Origin of the sequence: Alloalcanivorax xenomutans (assembly GCF_900217905.1) — a bacterium.
In the GTDB taxonomy this organism is placed as follows: Bacteria; Pseudomonadota; Gammaproteobacteria; order Pseudomonadales; family Alcanivoracaceae; genus Alloalcanivorax; species Alloalcanivorax xenomutans.
The window spans coordinates 15,963-38,253 of the sequence record NZ_OBMO01000011.1 but is presented as its reverse complement, the minus strand read 5'-3'; the positions used below and the strand labels follow the sequence as shown (position 1 = coordinate 38,253).

Annotated in this window: 9 protein-coding genes; 1 reads left to right on the top strand and 8 read right to left on the bottom strand. The window is 61.8% G+C overall.

Annotation, left to right across the window (positions count from 1 at the left end):
• Positions 1 to 2 precede the first annotated feature (2 nt).
• The 4 genes from CRO06_RS10160 to CRO06_RS10145 all read right to left on the bottom strand — a co-directional run bounded on the left by CRO06_RS10160 (position 3) and on the right by CRO06_RS10145 (position 6,429).
• The gene (locus CRO06_RS10160) at positions 3 to 566 is read right to left on the bottom strand and encodes an NADPH-dependent FMN reductase (RefSeq protein WP_022994168.1); all 564 of its coding nucleotides are present in this window, start codon (positions 564 to 566) and stop codon (positions 3 to 5) included.
• 52 nt (positions 567 to 618) lie between these two features.
• Positions 619 to 909, bottom strand: coding sequence for a DUF1330 domain-containing protein (locus tag CRO06_RS10155; protein ID WP_097058370.1), 291 nt, complete (start codon positions 907 to 909; stop codon positions 619 to 621).
• Between the two features lie 155 nt (positions 910 to 1,064).
• Entirely contained in the window at positions 1,065 to 1,859 is a 795-nt protein-coding gene (locus CRO06_RS10150) for a LamG domain-containing protein (protein WP_097058369.1), read from the bottom strand.
• A 10-nt stretch (positions 1,860 to 1,869) separates the two neighbouring features.
• Positions 1,870 to 6,429 (bottom strand): phosphodiester glycosidase family protein, encoded by a 4,560-nt coding sequence (locus CRO06_RS10145; protein WP_244902810.1) that lies wholly within the window; start codon positions 6,427 to 6,429, stop codon positions 1,870 to 1,872.
• A gap of 289 nt (positions 6,430 to 6,718) precedes the next feature.
• On the opposite strand from CRO06_RS10145, the gene CRO06_RS10140 reads away from it, so the two are divergent.
• The gene (locus CRO06_RS10140; RefSeq protein WP_022994171.1) at positions 6,719 to 7,525 is read left to right on the top strand and encodes a LuxR family transcriptional regulator; all 807 of its coding nucleotides are present in this window, start codon (positions 6,719 to 6,721) and stop codon (positions 7,523 to 7,525) included.
• A gap of 308 nt (positions 7,526 to 7,833) precedes the next feature.
• On the opposite strand, the gene CRO06_RS10135 is transcribed toward CRO06_RS10140, so the two are convergent.
• The 4 genes from CRO06_RS10135 to CRO06_RS10125 all read right to left on the bottom strand — a co-directional run bounded on the left by CRO06_RS10135 (position 7,834) and on the right by CRO06_RS10125 (position 22,174).
• Positions 7,834 to 9,105: a PstS family phosphate ABC transporter substrate-binding protein gene (locus tag CRO06_RS10135; RefSeq protein WP_179746562.1), complete on the bottom strand. Its 1,272-nt coding sequence runs from the start codon at positions 9,103 to 9,105 to the stop codon at positions 7,834 to 7,836.
• Between the two features lie 136 nt (positions 9,106 to 9,241).
• Positions 9,242 to 9,487 (bottom strand): hypothetical protein, encoded by a 246-nt coding sequence (locus tag CRO06_RS20055; protein WP_159660031.1) that lies wholly within the window; start codon positions 9,485 to 9,487, stop codon positions 9,242 to 9,244.
• 76 nt (positions 9,488 to 9,563) lie between these two features.
• Positions 9,564 to 10,355 (bottom strand): LuxR family transcriptional regulator, encoded by a 792-nt coding sequence (locus tag CRO06_RS10130; protein ID WP_097058367.1) that lies wholly within the window; start codon positions 10,353 to 10,355, stop codon positions 9,564 to 9,566.
• 59 nt (positions 10,356 to 10,414) lie between these two features.
• Positions 10,415 to 22,174 (bottom strand): filamentous haemagglutinin family protein, encoded by an 11,760-nt coding sequence (locus CRO06_RS10125; RefSeq protein ID WP_097058366.1) that lies wholly within the window; start codon positions 22,172 to 22,174, stop codon positions 10,415 to 10,417.
• Between the last annotated feature and the right edge of the window lie 117 nt (positions 22,175 to 22,291).

The window sequence follows — 22,291 nt, the reverse complement described above, 5'->3', positions numbered from 1 at the left end:
CATTACGAAGCGCGCAGCGGCTTCAAGGCGCCGGCCCATCGTTCCAGTTCATCGAGCATGGCCTGAGCGCTGTCCCGATGATGATCGTTACTTTCAAAGACACCGTCCTTAAGGTGTTGGTTCACCATCGGCACCATCACCTGCTCCACCAACGGCATTATTTTCAAGGTGGTCAACAACGGCTTGGTGGCCTGCACCGAACGCAGTCCTCCGGAAACGCCGCCATAGCTGACGAAGCCCGCCGCCTTGTAATTCCACTCCAGGTACAGGTAATTGAGTGCGTTGGTCAACGCCGGTGTCGGCCCGAAATTGTACTCCGGCACCACGAAGACAAAGGCGTCGGCGGCATCCACCGTCTCCGCCCAGCGGCGCGTATGTTCATGCTGGTACTTCTGCATTCTCGGGTGATTGGGCTCGTCCAACAAAGGCAGATTCATCTCGGCCAGATCCACCAGACGGGCGTCGAACGCCCCGTGCTCCCTGGCGACGGGATAGAACCAATCGGCCACCGCTTTTCCCACCCGTCCGGGGCGGGTACTGGCGATCACCACATCAAGACGCAGCATGCGTTGCCCTCCGATTGCAAAAGTGATGTCTACAATCTACTCCCCACCGCCGCTACTGCAAACCTTGAAGAAGCAAAACCACTCCATGAGAGCCCGCTTTGCGATCCCTGGCGATGGTGATGTACTGCTCGGACTGTGACCATTCCCGAAAGGCCTGGGCGTCGGGGAAGGACATCAGAATGGCTTTTTGGTAACCCCATTCCCCTTCCACTTGCTCCGGCGCTTCGTCGGCGGCGAGCAGCCGTCCCCTGAACTGCCGAAAGACTTCCATGAAACGGGACAGGTAACGCTGGTAAGCGTCACGGTCGGTGATGGTGATTTGGGCTAACGCATAGACGGTCATGATCGGCTCTCCTTAACAGGCTAGCGTCCTTATTAGGAGAGACCGGCCGGTCAGGCAATGACCGAAAAGCAGCAATCCATTGGCGGGATATTCCGGACACGGTGACCGGGGCGGCCAATGCCGCCCCGGACCGCCCCCTTTTTTGGCAATATCTTTTAGTCGGATTCCGGGCAGAACAGATTGGCTTCGTCGCTACCGCTCAGCCGTACCAGGTCCACATCTCCCTGGAATGGCGTCCGCGTCGTGCTCCCCCAGGCGGCGCCGACCATGGCACCGGTGGCCTGGCTGGAAAGAATAGGCATGCCGGCGGAGCGATCAAACTCCGCCACGGTTTCACAGTCCAGCTGCACCGTGACGTGATTGCCGTCACTGCCCACCCACAACTCCTGCCAGGTGCCGGCGTCCCCCAACGCCACCACCAGACGACGCTCCTGGTTCGGGAAGTTCAGCACCGCGGCGGCACCGTTCATTTGCAAATCAAAGGCCAGCGCGCCCTGGCTTCCCAGCGAGAACACCGAGCCCTGCGGGTCAGCGGCACTGCGAGCCCGTACATGCAAAGCGAACGCCTCGCCGATCACGGTGTTGGCCAGCACCGAATTTTCCCGGGTGGACAGCTGATAGGTGCCGTCGAAACCCAACACGCCGCCAACAGCGCCGCCCTCCTCCGACCGCGGCGCGGCTTCCAGTTCCTGATAGTTGCCATCCAGAGCGTACAGCGGATTACCGTAGGCGGAATAATCGTTGACGCAAAACTCCTCGCAGTCGGCATCCGCGTCCATCACCCAGAAACCCAGCACGTGGCCATCCACGGGCATGTACTCCACCGGGTTCTCGATGGTGTCACCGGGTACTTCGGTGACACGATCCACGTAACGGGTGTCGTCGCCGCCACAGGCGGTCAACGCAAAGGCCATGACGGCCAGGCTCAACGAAGTCTTGGCGATTTTCATGGTCTGCTCCTTAACGCCCCGCCCGCGGGGTGATGATGGTGTCGTCCACCACGGTGCCATCGAGAGTGCGCGTCAGCACATGCATGTTCTCTCCGTCGATTTGCAGCGTGGTGTAGGTATTGACGTTGTCGTCGAACAGCACATCGGCGAACTTCGCGATACCGTCGCCGTTGTTGTCGTAGTACTTGGCCGAATCGGAACCAGCGATCAGGTAGGTGGCACCGGCCGGGTGCGGCCGCCCGCCCGCCATCGGCACACTGCGCGAGTACATGTGGTCGTGACCGGAGAGCACCAGATCGATGCCAAGTTCATCCACCAACGGTGGCAGGTACTGCATAACGCGGCCATTGCCGGAGGCCGGGTTGCCGTTGTACGGCGGCCGGTGAATCATGACGATCTTCCAGGTCTGGTCGGACGCGCTCATATCCGCGCGCAGCCAGTCCATCATCTTCGGCCAGTCACGTTCCTCGGTGAGTTCGCTGGTCAGCACGGCGATGTGGGTATTGCCGTAATCGAAGCTGTAGATAGCGCCTTCGAAGGGATCGGCCACGCCGCTGTCGGTGGGGTCGAAGCGGAACATGGCGGCGAATTTCTCCGCGCCTTCGTTGTACACCTCGTGGTTCCCCTCGGTGGGCGCCAGCAGATGGGACGCCAACATGCCCTCACCTTCCAGGGACTCCAGGAACAAGCGCACCAGACGGTAGTCGCTCAAATCCTCGGTCAGGTCGCCCACATGCAGAATCAGATCACCGTCCGGCAATTGCGCCTGCATTTTCTGGTACAGCTCCGTCACCAGACCGCTGCCGTTGAAGATGTTTTCATTGGACAGGGTCTGGGTATCACCGAACAGATGAATGTTCACCTGGTCGTCGCCGTCATCGGTGGTGAAGCTGAACTCGACGCTTTGGTTACCCGCACCATCGCCGACCCGGTAGCGGTAGGTGGTGCCCGGTGCCAGGTTGTCCAGCGCCACATGATGCACCCGCACCACGCCCGCTTCGGAGCCGTAGAAGAAGGGCAGGATCCCGGATTCACCGGTGGCGCTCTGGTTCAGGGAACCAGCGCCGTAGGCAACCTCGCTGGCGCTCACGTCCGTGGAGGTGTACCAGGTCACGTTCACCTGAGAGCCATCACTGCCCGGGGTCAGGTACACATGGCGCGGCGCCGGCGTCAGCCGTTCCACCAATGCCTGCACATCGGTCATCAGCGACGAGCCCTGATCGTCATAGGCCCGGAACAGCAAATCCTGGGAGTCGCTGCCGGCGGGCAGGGTCACGGCCAGACGGCCTTCCGCGTCGGTGGTGCCGAGCACCACGACGTCACTGATCTGGTCCGTGCCACTGTTGTAGGTGAAGGTCTCCACCGTCACCCCGGAGGCGGCGTTACCCTGCTGATCCACCACCAGCATGTCCAATTGCTGGCCGCTGATGCCCCAGTGGGTCAGCAAACGATAACGGCTGCCCACTTCCTTGCGCACCACCGGGTGGTAGTAGGTATCGCCATCCAACTGGCCGTTCACCACTACCGAAACGAAGGTGTTCTGGATGTAGTCGCGCACCTTCAGTTCCAGATACGCCACCACGCCGGTATCGTCATTGAACCCGGTAAAGCGCCCGCTCCAGTTGCCTTCCGTGGTGCTGACATCGGTGGCGCTCAGGTCACCGTCGATCACCGTCATGGCGGCTTTGGTGGCGTCGTAGTCGAGACTCAGATTCAAGTCACCGAAGTTACCGCCGCCCTCCACGCGGATCGGTACCTGGAAGGTGCCGCCGGGGTAGAACTGGATATTGGCACTGTCGATGTAAAGGCGCGGACCACCGGTCAGCACCTGGAACAGATAATCCCCGGCGGTGACGTTGCCGTTGGTATCCGCCACGCGGTAGTCCACCCGGTGCCAGCCGTCCGCCAGACCGGCGCTCTGAAATTCGATACGGTCCTGGCCATTGTTGGTGAGCGAGGCGGAAACGTCCTGGCCATCCAGAGCCACATAAGCGCTGCCAAAATCCACGCCGGAATCGTCATGCACCTGCAAGGACAACAAAGGATCAGGCTGCTCCACCGTGGCGTCGGCTTGCGGCGACACCGTCACACCTGGTCCGGCGAGATCGGTGTCATCGCTGTAGATGGCGGTGAAGTCGTCCAGAATCACGTGGGAGTCGATGCGCTCGGCGGTCTTCAATACCAGGAAGCGGAACGGCTGGAAGAAACGCAGCGGTTCCCTGTAGCCGGACCCGATTTCCGCTTTCATGAAATGCCAGCCCCGTTCCGGCAAGGCATCGCCATCGTTGTTGTAGTTCAAGGTGACGGTCTTGCCGTCGGCATCCTTGAGACTGCCACGCACCCACCACACCTTGCCGGCCAATTCATCCGGGATGTAAACGTTCACGCCCAGATACTTGGGGTACCCCGGCAATTCGGTGACCTGGCCCGGATCGGTGAGATAAGCGCCGAAAGTGCCGGGCTGGGCGGGGTCCGCTTCCCAGCTCAGCTTCATCGAGTAGTTACCAGAAAATACCTGATCGGATACTTTCTCGATATTCACCGCCTTGTGTCGCGCACCGCCCGGCGCGAAGGCGCTGGTGTCACCCTCGAAGTCGGTCACCAGTTCCGGCGCCACGCCGATGTTCACCACGGTACTGGCGCTCATTCCGGCGGCGGTGGCGGTGACGGTACAGCTGCGCCCCTGCACCGGCGCCACGGACAGCACGCCGGTTTCCGGATTCAGAGCGCAATCGTCGGTGTTGTCCAGCTCATAGCTGATGACGTCGTTGGAATAGTGCACGCTGTCGCCGTCACTGATCAGCAGCGGCGTCAGTTGCAGGCTGCTGCCGCTGTCCACCGCGTACTGCTCGCTGGGGAAGCGGATCTCGTCGATGGTACTGGTGACGCGCACACGGGCCACACCCTTTTGTTCGCCGACCCGAACCACCACATACCCTTGCGCGTCCGCATCGGCGGCTTTGAAGGCACCGGTGCGGCTGTCGATCAACCCCAGGGACGCATCGCTGATGCCGTACTCCGGGATGTCACCGCCGCCTTCCCAGGACGCACTGTCGTAACCCACGCCCCGGAAGCGGCGATAAACGGCTCCGGCCATCACCGTCAGTTCCCGGGGGTAAACCGCCACCGCGTTAGCGTCGTAGCGCGCCTGTTCCGCGTTCAACACCAGGCCCCACTTGGTGGCGGTGACCCGCTCGGCGCCATCGGAGGGCGTATTCACTAGGTAGGTGTAGCGTTCGCCGGGCAGACGTGCCGCCAACGTGGAAGAGCCGCCGCCGTCCAGGTTGATCGCCTGCACCGCGCCATAGCCGATCATGATCTGGCCCAGCTTGGTCTGGGTGATACCGTCGTAGAGAGAGCCCACCGGCTTGTCCACCACCAGGAAAAAGGCGCTGCCATCGGCGCGAATGCCAAAAGCGGTGCGGCTGCTTACCGCCACTTCATCCTGATTGCTGCCAAGCTGACCGTCCTTCACCAACAGACCACGGCCAAAGCCGGCCCCCAGGGCACTTTCCACCTGATCCCAGGACGGATCGTCGGTTTCGTAACGGATATCCACCCGGCTGCCCGCGGACAGCGCGCCGCCATCCACCAGCAACGCATGACCAGCGGGAACCACGTAGTGGGCACGGTCTTCCACGCGCCCCACCACGGTTCCGGACAGTGGCGGTAATTGCACGCTCACCTCGCCGTCGCCCCGCGCCACCACGCTGACGCCATTGGCCTCGGCGGCGATCAGCGCGGCGCTGCGACCGGTCAGATCAACAGTGCCGCGATAGCTTTCCGCCGGGTACAGCTCCAGTTCGGAACTGCCACGGCTAAAGCTGGTGTTGGCCTGGCTGGCGTTATCGAAGTAATGCACCTTGCCCAGCGGCTCCAGCAACTGGCCATTGTGATACACATTCAGAGTGAACTCCGGCACCTGCTCAAGAATGCCGGGCGAACCGTCCTGGTACACCACGATCGCCTGTTCGTTGCGATCGGAAAACCCGGTGTAGGTGACCCCGTCCTTTTTGATCAGACCCATGTTCCAGCCCTGGGTCATGTTATACGGATCGGCGTTTACCGCCAGAATCACGTTCTGGCCGTTGTCGATGGCATGGTTGGCGGACGCGGTGGTGCGCTCAAAGGAGAATTGCCCGTTGGAACGGGTCAGAGGTACCAGGGACAAACTGCCGCCGGTGGTGAACTCCGCACTGAAGATGCCTTCATCGCGAACGTGATTCAGACGACCGCTGGTCAGGCTCAGATCGGTATTGACCTGGAAGCGCTGGTAGCCACTGATGACCGTCGCATCCTTTTCCCGCGCGGTGACACCATTCACCACAGGGGCAGGGTGCGGCTGGAACTGGTCATCAGCGCCATCCGGCGCGGCGATTATATTCGCGGTAAAGGTTTCCGCACCGGAGAGGTCCTCCACATAGGGGACGTCCTCTTCCACCGGCACTTCGACAATCTTGTCAACGAACTTGGTGTCGGTATCCCCACCACAACCTGCCAGCAAGGACGCGATCAACGCCGGCAATACAGCCGCACGCCATCGGCCCGCGTGGCGAACGCAAGCTCCCATGATGTTCTCCCGATTAGATAAGCAAATGTCAGGGCAAAGACCCCGCTAAAGATCGGGCACGATAAGAGAGCACGGTGGCAAATCGATTACCGGAAGGTGACAGAGTTTATGACAACCGGCCTTCCCCTTTTTCTGTCACGGTGGCGACATCTTCCGCACCTAACAGGCTGTAAAAAAAGACAGGGCAATCATCACGAAACCGCAACACTTACTGCCTAATCTGTTATGAAAATCCGAGAATCAAAATCATAAAACGAACACCCATAAACCACAGGGAAGGCTCAGGGGGATGTTCTACGACAAAAGCGTGGTGGCCCAGATCCTGGCCATCACCCGCCTTACACGTCTTACACGTTTGCACACCGCGGTGGAGTACTTCATTCGTGAACACGGCTTCCAACGCTATTTTTTTGTCATCAACAGCACGGTATCTCTGAACCAGCCAGAACCGCTGCGTCTGCATAATCTGGCCGACGACTGGGTTCAACTTTACCGGGACGAGCACCTGATCAATACCGACCCGCTGGTCCACTATGCCCTGAACCACCAGTTACCCTTGGACTGGCGGTCCCTCATGACCCTGCCGGACTACGACACCGGCGAGCAACGCCGCGTCATGATCCTGCGTGCCCACCACGGCATGGCCTCCGGCTGCACCGTCCCCCTGGCCATCGGCGGGCTGCATGCCCGTTTCAACCTGATCAGCGAAGAAGACGGCGAGCGCGCCTGGGACCATGTTCATCAGTTCCTGCCCTATGCCCTGTTGCTCGGCAACGTGATCCTGGAACGCACTCGCACACTGCGCGGCCAGGATGGCACCACCACAGCACAACAACGTGAAGCCCATTGCGCCGAAGCGCTCAACAGCCGCGAACGGGAATGCCTGGTATGGGCCAGCGCCGGCCACACCAACAACGAAATCGGCCAGCGCCTGGGCATCACCGAACGCACCGTGGTCTACCACATCAGCAACGCCTGCCGGAAACTGCGTGCCCGTAATCGTCAGCATGCGGTGACCCGGGCGATCCTTTCCCGGCAGTTGCCACTGGAAGGCCTGCCAGTGCAGTTTGATTCGCAGGGTGGCGGGGGCGACTGAAGCGGGTAAAAGCCTCGGCATGTTTATTCTCGGCCCGTCGAAATATTCGCTTGCAAGCAATCTTCCCACAGCCCTCATGTCATGCCTAACTTGATCCGGCATCTCCTTCTTCCTCTACAAAGCCGCGCCCTTCAGACGGAGATCCCGGGCCACACAACGGTGCTTAGAGCACCGTTTGGATGCCCCGCAGGGGGCGTTCAATGGCCTTAAGCCATTGAACTCTCTACTCCGGGATGACTGGGTACAGCCTTTACAAAAAAGGGGCGCCCTCCTGGGGCGCCCCCTCCGGTCAGGACCGGATATGGTGCTTAGTTGATGCAGGTGTCGATGATGTTTTCAGATGCGGTTTGGATACCGCTGGCCAGGCGGGCAAAGCCTACCGGCAGAGCGGAAGAGCCGCTGATCACTTCCTTGAACAGATCCCGGGTCGCCGCCGGATCCACGTTGTTGTCGGTGTAGGTCAGCAGGTTGGTGACGGCGGCAATCGGATAGTCACCTTCCAGTTGGGCCGCCGGATTGATCACTGTCAGACACCCTTCGGCCAGGGCCGGATCAATGGAAGCCAGGGATTGCGTGGTCGGCAGACCGGTGGACGGGTCAACAGCACCCAGAACGGTATCCGGCAGCAGATCGCCAGTAGCGTACCCTACAGAGGAGGCGGTAGCGGGATCGTGCCCTTCGATCAAGGCATAGGCCAGACCGGCCTCATCCACGTTGGCGAAGTTGGCGAAACCGATGGACCCGCTGTTGGCGGCTACCGCGGCAACCACACCACCGTTACCGCTGGCGGTAACACTGGAGTTGTAATCGGAAGGACCGTAGGAATCGGTGAAGTCTTCTGAAGTGACGAAAGCATCACCATAGTTAACGTTACAGTTAGCGGCAAAGTACTGGGTCGTGGCGAAAACCGTGCCGCTCTCATCGGTACGGACCACCATGGTGATCGGGTCGGAGGAGCTGACGCCCACATCGGTCCAGACCTGAGCATCCCCACTGAAGATGTCGCACACTTGCTTGGTGGTCAGATTCACATTGGTGATCGGGTTGCCAAAGTTATCCTCAACGTTCACCGGCAGACCGATCAATGCACCCAGAGCAGGCACCTGTACCAGATTATCGCGGGTGGCTTGATTGCCATTCTGGAAGGTAGCGATGTCACTCGCGTTCAGCGGAGCATCAGAACCGGCAAAATCAGGCAGTGCATTCAGGCCGCTGAAACCGGCGGGGGAAGCGCTGTAGTCCCGGCAGTCACCAGATGCGGACCAGCCCGGAGCACCGAGCAGAACGCGGCGGCCCGTGCCGCTTCCGGTTTGGCAGTAGGAAGCGGTATTACCGGTGCTTAATTCATATTCATCGAAAATGGAACCGATACCAACGAAAGATTCCAGATAACCGGCACCCGCGGTCAAACCCGCGTTGGTGGACAGACGGGCTTGCGGGCTGGTCAGGGTGAAATCAGCGCCGATATAAGCCAGAGCCGGCAGGGAGGCACCACCGCCTACCAGATCGGTGGCGGAAGCGGCGAAAGGAGCGGAAGCGATAGCGGCAGCCAAGGCTGCCTTCTTGATCATGGCGTTCATAACAACAATACCCTCTTGGTGTCTAATTCGATTGCAACGAAGTGCGGCGAACCGCATGAACCACACTAAAGAGGGCGCGTTTCCAAACCTTTTCATTTCAGGGAATATTACCGGTCGGTCAGGCGACGTTTTCTTGTCACGGCTTTGTTGTTTCCAGCAGTTTGTAACCGGTTTTTCGTTGTCTTTTATGAACCCCGCTTGCATCCCGGGTTCGGCCGCTGTCGAACAGGGAAGAGATGTGACAGAAGGTCATAAATTGGCGGATAAGATTGCTGTAATTGGCAAAGCAAAAAAGGCCGCTCTTTGGGGTGAATTCGAAGCCGCTGTGGGAAGCTTGCTTGCAAGCGAATTGCCAGCGCCAGGAGAAATAATTCGCGGCCAAGGCCGCTCCCACAGCGGATTCGTGGTTGGAGTTGGGAATGAAAGGATATGTGATCGCCTTCGATCAGCGACAAGCGCTACACCATGTTACCAACCAGCCGAGAACTGTCACTGGTGGGACCAAACAGCTTTCGAGACAGGATGGCCTTGGTGACCGCGTGTTGGCGATTGCGGGCATGGAGTTTTTCACAGGCATGGTGAACGTGATACACCACGGTACGTTCGCTGATGCCGAGCAGCGCACCGATTTCCGCGTTGGTCTTGCCTTCACTGGCCCAAAGCAAACACTCCCGTTCCCGTTGAGTGAGCGGTGTGCCGCCATCGAGCTCCATCAGGTCGTCGTCTTCTTGCCGGGTCAGACCCCGGGTTTTATCCAACAGGACCTGTCCCAGCAAAGAAGCGTATGGCAGGTAGCGGCGAATACAGAGATCCGCTTCCTCGTCATCATGATCACAGATCAAATCCAGCCGCGCCAAAACGCCACTGGCCTGACTCAAGGGCACGGTGCAACCACTTAATAGTCCGTGTTGGGCCCGCGCCGCCATGACGCGCAGATAACCCCGGTGCTGGTAACCGGGCAGCGCCATGATCTGCTTCCAATCCATGGGCAGGGTACGAGTAGCGGCGTAATGAGCGAGGGGATCCTGATCCGGCTCTCTATCCATTTCAGGCCGGCGGCCATTGACCGGCAAATTGTGCAAGGTGACCGGGTCGCGGCCTGTCAGCGCATGCTGCCCACGCAGCGAAAAATAGTAAAAGCGAAACCCGTGCATCTGAATCAGATACGTGGTGGCGGCATGCAGGCGCGCCAGCGTGGTCACCCGGGTCATCGCCAATATCTGACTGGCCGCGTCACGGTCGTAGAACATCCTTGTGCCTCCTGGCAATGTCCCCGGAGCGGGCTTGCTCCGGGGTTCAACGGAGATGATCAGCGCGACTTGAGTCCCCGGCGCTCAGCGGGCGTCAACATGCCCGTCTGGTTCTCCGACAACGGCCCCGCCCCCAACACCTGTACCATGCCCTCTCCAGGCCGGGAGGCCGGGGCGGCGCTGGTCCGGTCGCCTCCCGCTTCCAGCCGTTCCTGGCCGTAACCGAGAATTTCCACGCTGATAATGGAAGGCTGGTTCTGCTGATAGCGCCGGCCCACCTGCTCCGCCGCCTGCACCGCGCTGGAAGCGGCATTGCTGGCGCTGGTCAGAGCCCCCACGTTCACCGCCGCCACCGCCGGCAAGCCGGTGGACTCCCCTTGCACCTGGATGTTTTCCGCGTTCACCACCTGCAACGCCGCCACGTTGATGCTGCCAGACACGCGAATACCCGCCTCACCAGCATCGATCACGCCCAGCGGCGCGATCAGATCGATATCCCCCGGCGGCACTTCCGGAATCGGAGCCAGGGTGGCGATGCCCGCGCCAGTGCTTGGCACGGACGGCGACAGCGTCACATTACCCAGATCGTCGTAAGTGCGGCGCGGCGGGGTGTACACCAAGGTGGTCTTGGCGCCGCGGCCGGCGTTGATGTCACCGGCGTTGGACCAGGCGAAGATGTCGCCGCCGTAGGTGGTCATGATGCGGGACAGGCCCAGCGCGATATCGCCCTGGCTGAACAGCTGAATATCGCCGCTGCCCTGAGTGAGGATGCCATTGTCGCCGCTCTCCGGGCGCACCGATTCCAGGCCGATGATCAAATCACCGCCGGGCACCAGCATCTGGATGTCGCCGCCGGCTTCGGTGCGGATCAGACCGGAGCGCTCGGTGCTTCCGTCCCGGGTGGTGAACATGGTGAAGTCGCCTTCATAGCCCGAGGTGCCGGCCTCGCTGTCCATCTCCGGCAACAGTGTCTCGATCATGCGGCGGCCACGCAGGTAGCTGCCGAAACGGGGTCCTTCGGAATCCGTGTACTCCCGTCCCCCTTCCCGCAGTTCCGCGTAATAGAGCTCGCGCAAGAAGATACGCTGCTGCTCCGGTGCCAGATTCTGGAAATAGGCCAGGGCATCGGTGAGGTCCAGACCCGTTAGCCCGAAACGCTGTTCCAGCCAGACCCTCAGTTCTTCGTCGTACACCTTGACGACCTTGTCCGGTTGCTCGGCCAGAGGCCTTCCGGCCTCGGCCAGATTGGCCGGATCCAGATAGCGATCGATGAGCGCCTGATAATCCGGGCCGGACGCGCCCATGCCGACATTGATGACGATGTCAGCGCCGCCGTTCTGATCACCGCCGACGACATCACCAAAAGCCCCGAGAGTACGAATCTGCCCCCGATCTGCCTGATAGAAGCCGCGTCCCGCGGTCAGTTCCAGCGTGCCTTCGCCCATCACTTTGGTGTTGATGTGAATCAGATCGCGCCCCGCCTCGATGATCGAGACGTCCGTCGGCCCATAGTGCCCCAGCGCCGATGGCTGGCCCCCCGCGGTTGCGCCCCCATATTCAACGATATCCCGGCCGGCGCGAACATGAGCCGGACGCCCGGCCTGATTGATAAGACGCTCACTCCGGATGCCATAGTAGCCATAGTAGAGCTGGTAGATATCGCCATCACGGGCATAGAACCGCGCGGGGGATACCTCTGTACCGAGCAAATCCGGGTCATAGGCTGAAGACAGCCCCAGGTTGTAGATGGCGTCTCCGGCCAGAAATTCCAGCCACCCATCCGCGGAGGTGTCGGCCACTGATCCCAAAGGGGAATTACTAGGAGTGCTAGCATTGCCATAAATCGTGCCCTCCGCGGCGACCACACTGAAACGGGCGGGAAGAAGTATGGCGTCATTTGATACTGCTCCTAACCCCATATTCCCGCCGGCACTGAACAGCATACCCTCGGTCAGTTCGGTCCACAGCTTCACATCGCCGCTGTTCAGGTTCTCCGCGTTGACAATCTGGTCACCGTAGGTGTGTACCCGGGCCTGGGCATCGCCCAGCATCAGACGTAATCCACCATGAACTCTCCGGTCAACCAGTAGCAGATTCTCATCCGGCCGGGGATCCGTGGTGTTATTGGCAACAGCATAAGTGTGCCAAATCTGGCCGACGGCTCCGGCCCGCAGCAGCACATCGCCGCGCAGATTCGCTGTATATCCATCTGTTTCCCCCAAGGTGTCGGTCCCTCTAGCCTCCCAGCTGTTGACCACGCCCCCTACTTCCAGCCTTAAGTCGCCACCGCCATACTTGCGCCCTTCGCCATCGGCATTTTCCCAACCAGTGGAGCCTACCGCCAGCGACAAGCCGCCCGGTCTGGCGCTGCCATCACTCGGGCCATAGGAATACACGCCAAAGTCCCCGCCTACCGATACAGAGAGATTACCGCCACCGAGAGTACCGATACCGTCAAAGGCAATCAGCTCGTCAGCGGCACCATAACTGCCGGTATTGAGCCACCAGGCCAGGGCGCCGCTCTCCGGATCACTCCAGGTCCACAGCCAGTCGGAAATCTGTCCCTTTCGCGAGTAAGTGTTGCCCCTCATATCCCGGCCCGCGCTCACCAGCACGTTGCCGCCGCCGGAGGCATAGAAACCGCCACTTTGTTCGGCCACTTCCCGGTAGCCACTGCCACTACCCGGCAGCGTGGCGGGGTCCCGCTGTTTATCCGGCGCCTCCACGGCCTCCACCGCGGTTCCGGCGGTATAGACCCCGAAGGGGGTCTCCTGCTGATAATCCCGGGCAGCGATCAACTCCAGGTCACCGCTGCCGGTACGGATCACACTGATTCCCTCCAGCGTATCGGCGCTCCCCGAATGATGTCTCACCTGGTAGGGGTTACTCAGCGTCAGGTCACCTTCGCTACCCTCGAGTGTTGAACGGCGGTCCGCCGCGGCCAGGTCCGCGCCGGCGACCAGCTTCAGATCCCAGCTTTGCATTCCTTCCGGCAACAGCGCCGCCAGCGGCCAGATGATCTGTTCCTGCTCGCCACCGCCGAATGAGGAGACAGCCAACCCGGCGGGCAGCGTATCGCCGACGTTCAACTCGATGGGGCTATTGAATTCATCCGCACTCGAGACTCCCAAGCCAGCCAACTCGTTCCCCGCCGGGATGACAACAGCGCCGTCAAAGCTAATAGCAACAGCTCTTCCGGAAAATGCGCTCCCCGCCCGAACTACCGACCCCACCGGCAAAGTGATCATTCCAAGGGTCGTACCGGCGTCGATCACATCACTGTAGGTCACCCCGGTCCGGGCATCCGTTACTGGTTCCGAGAGCAAAATGACGCCTTGATCCAGGGTCGTGTTAGCCAATCTTGTGCGATTGTTCACGGTGATATCGACGGGAACCTGGGCATCGGCATTCATCAATTGCAGATGCCTAGTCACAGTCAGATCAAAAGGCAGAGTGCCACCCGTGTCATATACAACGCCCAAATTCCAGCCGGCAGCCAGGATCAGCTGCTCGGACAAAGTGTAGCTCTCCGTTAATTGGCCGCGATTATCCAGCAGTCCGTCGGGCAGTTCGAAATCAACGGGATATCTGTCATCCGGAGTGGTCGGTGGCCGATAGAAACCATCGGTGACATTGCCATTCACATCAAGGTCACCCCCGGCGCGCATCACGAACACCCCGGCGGTGCCGCTACCGTACACAGCATCATCGGCGTCCGGTCCGTAGCGGTATCCGGCAAAATCCAGATCACCATCGATACGCAGATTGCCGTCCTCGGTGGCGGAGACGATCTCCACGCCCGGGCGCAGAGAGAAGACCTCGCCGGCGGCGTCTTTCAGGCTCACCAAGCGCTGTTGCAACTCGTCGTTGGCCAGGGCCGCGTTGATGAAGTCCTTGCTATGCTCATGGACACCATCAAGACCATCCCAATGCGGATTTTCTTCCTCACCTTCAGGCACTCTCTCTTTCGTTTTATCCAACCAATCCTGGTCGACAACCTGGGTGTTTTTGTTCTCAGGATCATCCGGGGCGTCATCGTAGGTCCAGAATCCGTTCACCGACACCCGCTTGGCGCCGTTCACCGTCAGGTTGTCACCGGCATCCACCGCTACGTCATTACCCGTTGCCGATGTTTCAGATGGATCGCCCAGGCGGTGGGCATTCAGGTCGATGGTGCCACGGGCTTCGCCACCAGCGCCCACATCCAGAGTGGCGTTATCGCCCAGCGCCAAACGGCCGTCCCGGCTGGTCAGGTTGATGATGGCCCGGTTGCTGCCCTCGATGGGGTCACCATGACTATCCACTTTCAGGGTGTCGCCACTGGCGTCCAGGGTCGCGCTGTCCTCCACCCGTAGATCATTGGCGGCGGCCAGGTAGATACTGCCGGCGTACTTACCACCGGCACGCAGATTGCCGTTGACGATCAGGTCGCCGCCATTGGTGGTGGCCTCGATATGGCGGGCGCGGACTTCCTCGTCCAGAGTCAGGTCGCCTTCGTTGGTTTCGAAGCCGCGCAGGTAATCAAAGCCGCCGTCGGTGAGGCGTTGATTGAGCGCCACGAAACCGGGCAAGGTATTGGCCTTGATACGTAGGGTGCCGCCTTCGCCCTCCCCTTCCGGGTCCTCCCCTGGATTACGGGCAACCAGCTCACCAGCCAGGTCCACGGTGCCGTTGACGGCGGTGGCTTCCAGTTTGCCCGCGTCGCTGTATGGCGCGGACACATCGATACGGGAGCCCGCGACCTGCTGGACATTGCCTTCAACGCTTTCCAGGCTGACCGCGCCACCGAAGCTGTACCGGGTGACATCGAAGAACTCCACCGCCCGGCCGGCCACGTTGATCAGGCTGCCGTCGGCCAGCAGCAGATCCTCGGTGGCTTCGATGGCCACCTTGCCGCTGGGGGCGATGATGCTGCCCTCGACACGGACACTGTTGCCTTCCAAGGTCAGTTGAGCGCCCAGATCCAGGTCCGCCGGGTCCACGGCGGCTGCATCGGCAGGCCGGGTAACCAGCAGGTTGCCGCCGGTCCGGTAGGTCATTTCGGAACCGGCCTGGCCGGTGAGCACCGGGGAGCTCAGGGTCAGATTACCGCCGCTGCGTGTGCCATCGCTATCCTGCCGGTAAACGGACAAAGCACCGTACAGGTCGCTGGTGATCCTTTCCCGCGCCTGGAAAGTGACCTCACCGAAGCCCAGCATCAGACGCTCCAGGGTGGCGTTGGCGGTTTGATCGCCCACCAGACCATTGAAGCCAAACACCACTTCATTGGCGTCCACCAGGAAGCCGCCGCTGCCGGTCCCCGCGCCGCCATCGATAACCTCGCCCGGCGTCACCGAGACATAATCCGGAACGAAAGGGGTCCCCCGATTTTCACCCAGCCCGCTCCAATTGAAGCTGTCGGTACGGATCGTCACGGTGTCGCCTTCACCGCCCAGACCGTAAATGGCCGGGGAGATAAAACGCAGGGCGGCGCGGGATTCGCCGGTGGCGGGGTCGTAGGTATCCAAAGTCACGGGACCGAAGAAATTAATGGCGCCGGCCGCCTGCAGACTGAAGCTCTCCAGTTCCCCCAAAGCGAGCAAACCATCCAGGATACCTTGGTTCAGCCGCCAGCCGTCGGACAGCACACCCCTCGCCTCCGCCTCGGCCAAGGCGTCGTTGGTGCCAATATTAATGTCTTCCAGCGAGAGCAGCAGATCCTTTGCGCTCAGATCGATATCGCCGACGGTGATACCGCCGGGCGCCGCCAGCGCCACGGTGCCTTCGCCGTGCAGCGCCGCCCCATCCTCGATGCGCACACTGCCAGGACCTTCGGCCGCGCCGAGCTGCATCAGATCGTTACTGATCACCAGCAGACCGGTACCACTATCAGTGTCGATCAGAAAACCATTTTCCGCGGTCCAGCCGGCCGCACCCCGTTCCCGGCTGTCCAGGACCGCGCCGGATTCCACCACCACCGCGTCCGCGCCATTACCGGCCAGCAACAGAGTCCCGGCGCGCAAAGTGGCCCCGGAGCGCACTGTCGTGCTACCCGATGAGCGCGCAGTTCCAGTGGCCCCGGGTGGTGTCAAACCCAAGGCCAGCACGCTGGCGTCCAGATCGTTCAATTGGTCGGCATCGAGGGAAACACGGTCATCCGTGCCGTCACTGCCCTCACCCAGTACTTCCAGGTGGTTGCCATGGAACGAGATCAATCCACCACGGCCGCCCTCCACCCGTTCGTTCACCAGGGTTCCCGCGAATTGGAAGGCCGCCTTCCCGGTCAGCTCCGCATTGGTGAAATCGAACACCAGCGGCCGAGCCTGTTCCGGAAGCAAAGGCTGCATGATCGAGGTATCACCGAAACGCGCCAACTGCGTGGCCATCCATTGGGACAAGGTGGTTTCGTTATAGCTGGCGTAGCGGCGCACCGTATCGCCGGACATCACCGAAGCCCATAACGGCAGTTTTCCGGCTGCCCCGGTAAGGGCATTGGTGGTTTCCACCGCGGTCCGATACACACCCGGGGCCGCCGTGGCAATACCGGGTACGGCGTATTGGGCGGCGTCACTCCCCAGTTCCACCCGGAACCCGCCGGGCATCAAGGCGTATTCCGCTGGAAGCAGAGTATAGGTGCCCGCCGCCAGGCCGGGCACACCGTCGCCAATGGTGATCTGTTGTCCCACCTTGGAACCCGTATCCAGGGCCGGGTCGAGAGGGGCCTGGCCCTCGGCCAGACCGGGGACGATAGCGTAAACCCGGGCATTGCTGTCACCAGCGTGCCAGGGGGACGCATTGACCAGAGCGGTATTAAGGATGTCCACGGATCCGCCCCGTCCGGAGGTGAACCCCACGCCTCTCAGCTCTCCGCCGGCACTGACGTCGACCACGGCGCCCTCGCTGGCCGCGAAGGTTCGGGAATCGAAGTAGATGCCGCCCCAGGCCCTCTGAGACTGTTCATCACCTTGGCTGCCAGCGCCACCGGACCTGTCGTAAACCACCTCGGAACCGTTATAGAAGTATTTCAATCCGTCGGCGGTATAACCGTAGGGCAACACTAAACCGGCGGCGCTGATCGAGGTGATACTGCCGGCCTCGAGCTGCACGTCCATGTCCAGATTGCTGAAATACCGGGGAGACGTGTTGTACTTCAGATTCCGTTCCGTCCCATCCCGGGAGAAGTCGATCCTTCCCAACGGTGCCAATAGCACGCCGGCCTGCTCGATTCGCGGCGCCTGCAGGGTAAGGAAGCCGAACGCGGACAGTGGCGCCGCCACGTCCCCTTCCCCTTCTCTTTCGAAACGCAACACCGCATCTTCGATCGGATCAGCATCACGCCCTTCACCGCTGAGCCCCACACGGATCAGGTTCGAGCTGTGCGTGGTGGGGTACAATCGCTCGGAGATAAAACGCAGTTCTTTGCCGGTCATCACGTCCGCGTTGGTAAGGCGGATATCACCGCGGCTGTGTAACGTCACGGAGGCAAAACCCGGTAGATCCACCTCGGCATACCCGGCGGGCGTTTCATAGCGTCCCTGGGCCCCGAATGTCAGAGCGCCTTCCCCCAGATCAATAAGATCCGCGGTCACCGTGAAACGGCTGGAATCAGACGTCGCTGCCGATAACGGCGCCCAGTTATCGTAATCGAGACGGGGGAAAATACCGCCGCCATCAGCACTGGAAGGCAAAGTGGTCCGGCCCGCCAGGGTCACATAGGGGGCATCCAATGCCACACTGATCGCTGGCGTGTCCGGAGCCGCCGCCAGGGTAGCCGCGGACAGGGATAAACTGCCGCCCAGCGCCAACTCGGTGTCCCCATCGAACAGAATGCCGTCCCGGGCCCAGAGGGCGAGATGGTCGATCCCCATGCTCTCAAGATCATTCACCGCGATGCGAGCCCGGCCAAAAGCCAGTTCCTCGCCGTAACCGGAATCACCGTTCTGACTGATGGTGATATTACGTAGAACCGCACGCGGATCGTCGGGATCCGAGGTATGGATGGCGTTGCCCTCGAGCATCATCTCAAGGCGGCCTCCGCCGACGCCCTTGCCGCCGGCATCGGCACGAAGGGTACCGTCGAAATAGATACCCGATGTGGAGCGCATCGCCAGACCGCCTCCCGAACTCGCCACCGAAGTCAATCCGGATCGTCCCAGATCCAGATCCGCGCGGGTACCGGATACGTCGATCAAAGCGCCTTCGCGTACCACCACGAACGCATCGCTCAACTCAAGAAAACCCGTGCCGCTGTTCATCTCCTCGGGGCGGTACGCGCCGAGAGTCACGGTGCCGCCATCCCAGACTTCACCATAACGGCGCCCGGCCGGCCCGGTCATCACATAGGCCCGGCCCGCCGCGTCCAGCACCGCCGTCTCGCCGATCACCAGGGTCCCTTCGGTGCCCGGATGAGAGCTCGAAAGAATGGCGATTTCTCCGCCGGGCGCTCTCAGGGTGCCTTCCACGGCAACGGTGTTGCCACCGGAAATCACTATGGACTGCCCCGGATCGACGCTGATTTCAGCCCCACTCTGAACCTGAATGTCGCCGAAAACACCACGCCGTTCCGAGGTCAAGGTCAGGCTGGCGCCTCGGCGCTGTTGCGCGGTGCCGGCCAGGGGGTCCTCCAGATAGAGCGGTGGCAGCCAGAGTTCCAAAGCCTGGTTAAGGCTATTGGCCCGCGCGGCCTGATCCGTACGACGCAAAACCGGCATCATCACCGCCAGATCAGCGCCTCCGGACACCGTCAAGCCTCCACGGCCGTTGATGTCATAGGCACTGAAGCCGCTTTGCAGCAACGCCTCATCCAGCCTCAACATCGACGCCGGTTCCTCGCCGGAAGCCTCTTCGCTATTCCCGGGCGTGCCACCGAGGACAATGGCCTGACCCTGCCCGGATCCAATGGTCAGCACGCCGCCGCCGTCCACGCCATAACCTCTGAGGGTACCGTTTGTGCTCAAAGCGGCATCCGGGGCGATACTGCTGTTCAATGCCACGCTGGCACTCAGGGTGATGTCCCCGCCACGCCCTCCCAGCAGTTCCCCATCCGCCTTCAAGGCGGCCCCGGAAGACACATCAACCAGGCTGCCTTCCGCCAAAGTCACATCCTGGGTGCCTTCGATGGTGACATCGCCGCCATCCACATAGGCCTGCTTCCAGTTCTCACCGCTTTCCAACAGGCCGTTGTGCCACAGGCCACGGGCGTCCAACTGGCCGTTTTCGGTCAGACGCAATTCGCTGTTGTTGTCTTCATCCGTGAGAGCAATCGGGGTCGTGTTGACAACACCGTCAGGTGTCAGAATGTTGGTCAACGTGATATCGCCCCCCCGGGCGGTGACGGTGGCATCCACCGCCACCTGCCCGGACACCAGACTCAACTGTCCACCCTCTGCCAGAGTCAGATCACTCTCCACCGAAATGCTGCCCCCAGACACCAGATCCAAGCCGCCGAGGCGTTGCTCATTCAAACGGCCGGCGTCCAACCAGACGGTGTTGAGCCGTTCGCTGAGGTCGGATTCCAGGGTGAGCTGTTCGCTGATGTCGTCGAAATCACCGATGCGGATGTCGCTGCCGTAGGCGTTTTCCAGGCCGTACTGGCCATATTGCCCCACCGCCAGGCGGCCACGGCGGACCACCCGGTTCTGCGCTTGCTGGTAGCTGTCCCGCCCGGCGTCCTGGGCCTGGTTCTGGCGCTCGCCCTGGAACACTTCGGCGACGATGTCGCCCTCCAGCACGGCGGTGGGGGCGTTGATGATCAGGGTGCCGGCGTCGCGGCCCACCGTGTAGCCGTTTTCCAGTTGACGCTCCGGCGCGATCAGCGGGTTGCGCCAGGCATCGGTCTGCCCCCAGCGTTCGCTGACCCGTTCATAGCCCTGATAGATGCCCGTGTAAAGCATGCTCGCCGGGGCGTTGGCGGCGTCGTAGAGTCTGCCGTCGGCTCCTTTGAGCCAGGTTTTGGCGATGTAGCCGGTCTGCACATCAAGGGTGCCACCGGACAGGTTCACCGCCGAGCCAGTCTGGGTCACCACTTCGCTGCCGCCGAGCAGCACGGTGCCGCCCGCCGCCGACCATTCCCCGATGCCGTGGCCTTGGGTATCCAGGTAGCCGCTCACTTCCAGCAGACCGCCGGCGGTATACCACCGATCCGTCTCGTAGCCGCCGGTGCCGGCGGGCACGAAGATCAGGTTGCGGCGATCGACCCAGACATCGCCATTGTTGAGTCCGCCGTTATCGCGGTTGTCCGGAGAATCCCGCTGCTCATTACCCTGCACGTTGATCAGGACGTTGTTGGATTCCATCGCCACCTTCACACCCACGGAGCCGGACACGTCCAGTTCCGAGCCCGCGTTCAGGTGGGTGCGGCGGCCAGCGTCCACGGCGATCTGGCCGCCGGTGGCCAGAGTCAGGGAATCCTTCTCGAACACCACATCGCCGCCGGAGACGATCTCCACCCGGGACTGGTCGCGGCGGTCGGCCATCAGGCCGATGTTGTCGAAGGCGCCGGTGATCATGTCATCGCGCAGGCCATCCAGTTCCGCCGACGACTCGATCAAGGCGTCACGCTGATTGTCCAGGGCGGTCTCGCCATCGTCCTCGATCACCACCGTGGTCACCGCCCCCTCGCCCAGGGTCACCTTGCCTTCGGTGTCGCTGGCCGAGTTGAGCAGATGAACGGTACCCCGGGTGTTCACCGTGGTGGTGGCCATGGCCACGCCCTGTTGGCGCACGTCGTGACCGGTGAGGGTGATGTCCCCTTCCCGCGCCCCGATCAGGCCTTCATTGGTGACGGTGCCGGCGTCACTGCCGGCTTCCCAGGTGCTGGCCACTTCGTTGCCACGGGTGGTGGAGGCCTGGTTGGCTTCGGTGCCCGCGCCCTTGCGGATGTAGAAGTCCTCACCGGCGGCCAGGGTGGTCTGGCCCCGGCGGGTGGTGATTTCCCCGGCGTTGTTCACCTCCCGGCCCATCAGCAGCACATAGCCGCCGCCCTGGGTCACCGATTCCGGTTCGTGGGTGGTGATGCGGGCGCCGGCGTCCACCGTCACATTGCCAGCGGCGTCGGTGAAGGTGGGCTGGGAGCCGTTGGTGTCCACGTACAGGCCGCGTTCGCTGAACTGCTGGTCGCTGATGTCGGCGGCAGCGGCCACCAGGTTGCGCACATTGACCTGGCTTGAGCCGCTGAACACCACGCCATTGCGGTTGACGATCATCACCGTGCCGTCGCCCTGGATCCGGCCCTGGATCTGGCTGGGGCGGGCGTTGGGGTCGTTGACCCGGTTCAGCGCCGCCCAGTTGGCCTGCTGCTCGAAGTCCACGGTGGTGTCGCGGCCGACGTTGAAGGTCTCCCAGTTGAGGATGGCCTTGTCGGCGGTTTGTTCGATGCGGACGGTGGTGTGGCCGTCCTTGGTGGTCTGGGTCGGATCCTTGGCGCCCAGCCAACCGGCGGTGTCCGGGTTCACATCGACCTTGAGGCCGCCTTCTCCGAGGCCGTTGGGAATGTTCGACGCGGCCTGTTGGGCGGCCTTGCGGGCCGCTTCCTGCGCCGCTCTCTGGGCGGCCACGGCAGCGGCGGTGCGGCCGACATTGTTGATCGAGTGTTGCAAGCGCTCGCGAGCTTGCCGTTGCTGGGCCAGAGGCCGGGCGGTGGGGGCGGTATTGGCGCGGTTCTGCGCCGCGGCGCCACGGGCGGCGGCGAACCACTCCGGGCTGAACGGGCGCGGGCTGCTGGCCTCGGCCTGCCCGGCACCCACCGCCAGTATCGAGGCCACGGCCAGGGCCAGAGGCTTGCGGGAAATCACGGAACGTACCGGAGTGCGGCGGGCCGGTCTGGTGTTTTTGGTCAGCATGAAATAGGCGCTCTCAACAACGACTGTGGACGACCACCAAGGCGATGGCGGTGCGCGCGACGGGCGCGCCCCGCATCCCTACACGCTAGCGACGGCGGCCACGGCACAACCCCAACG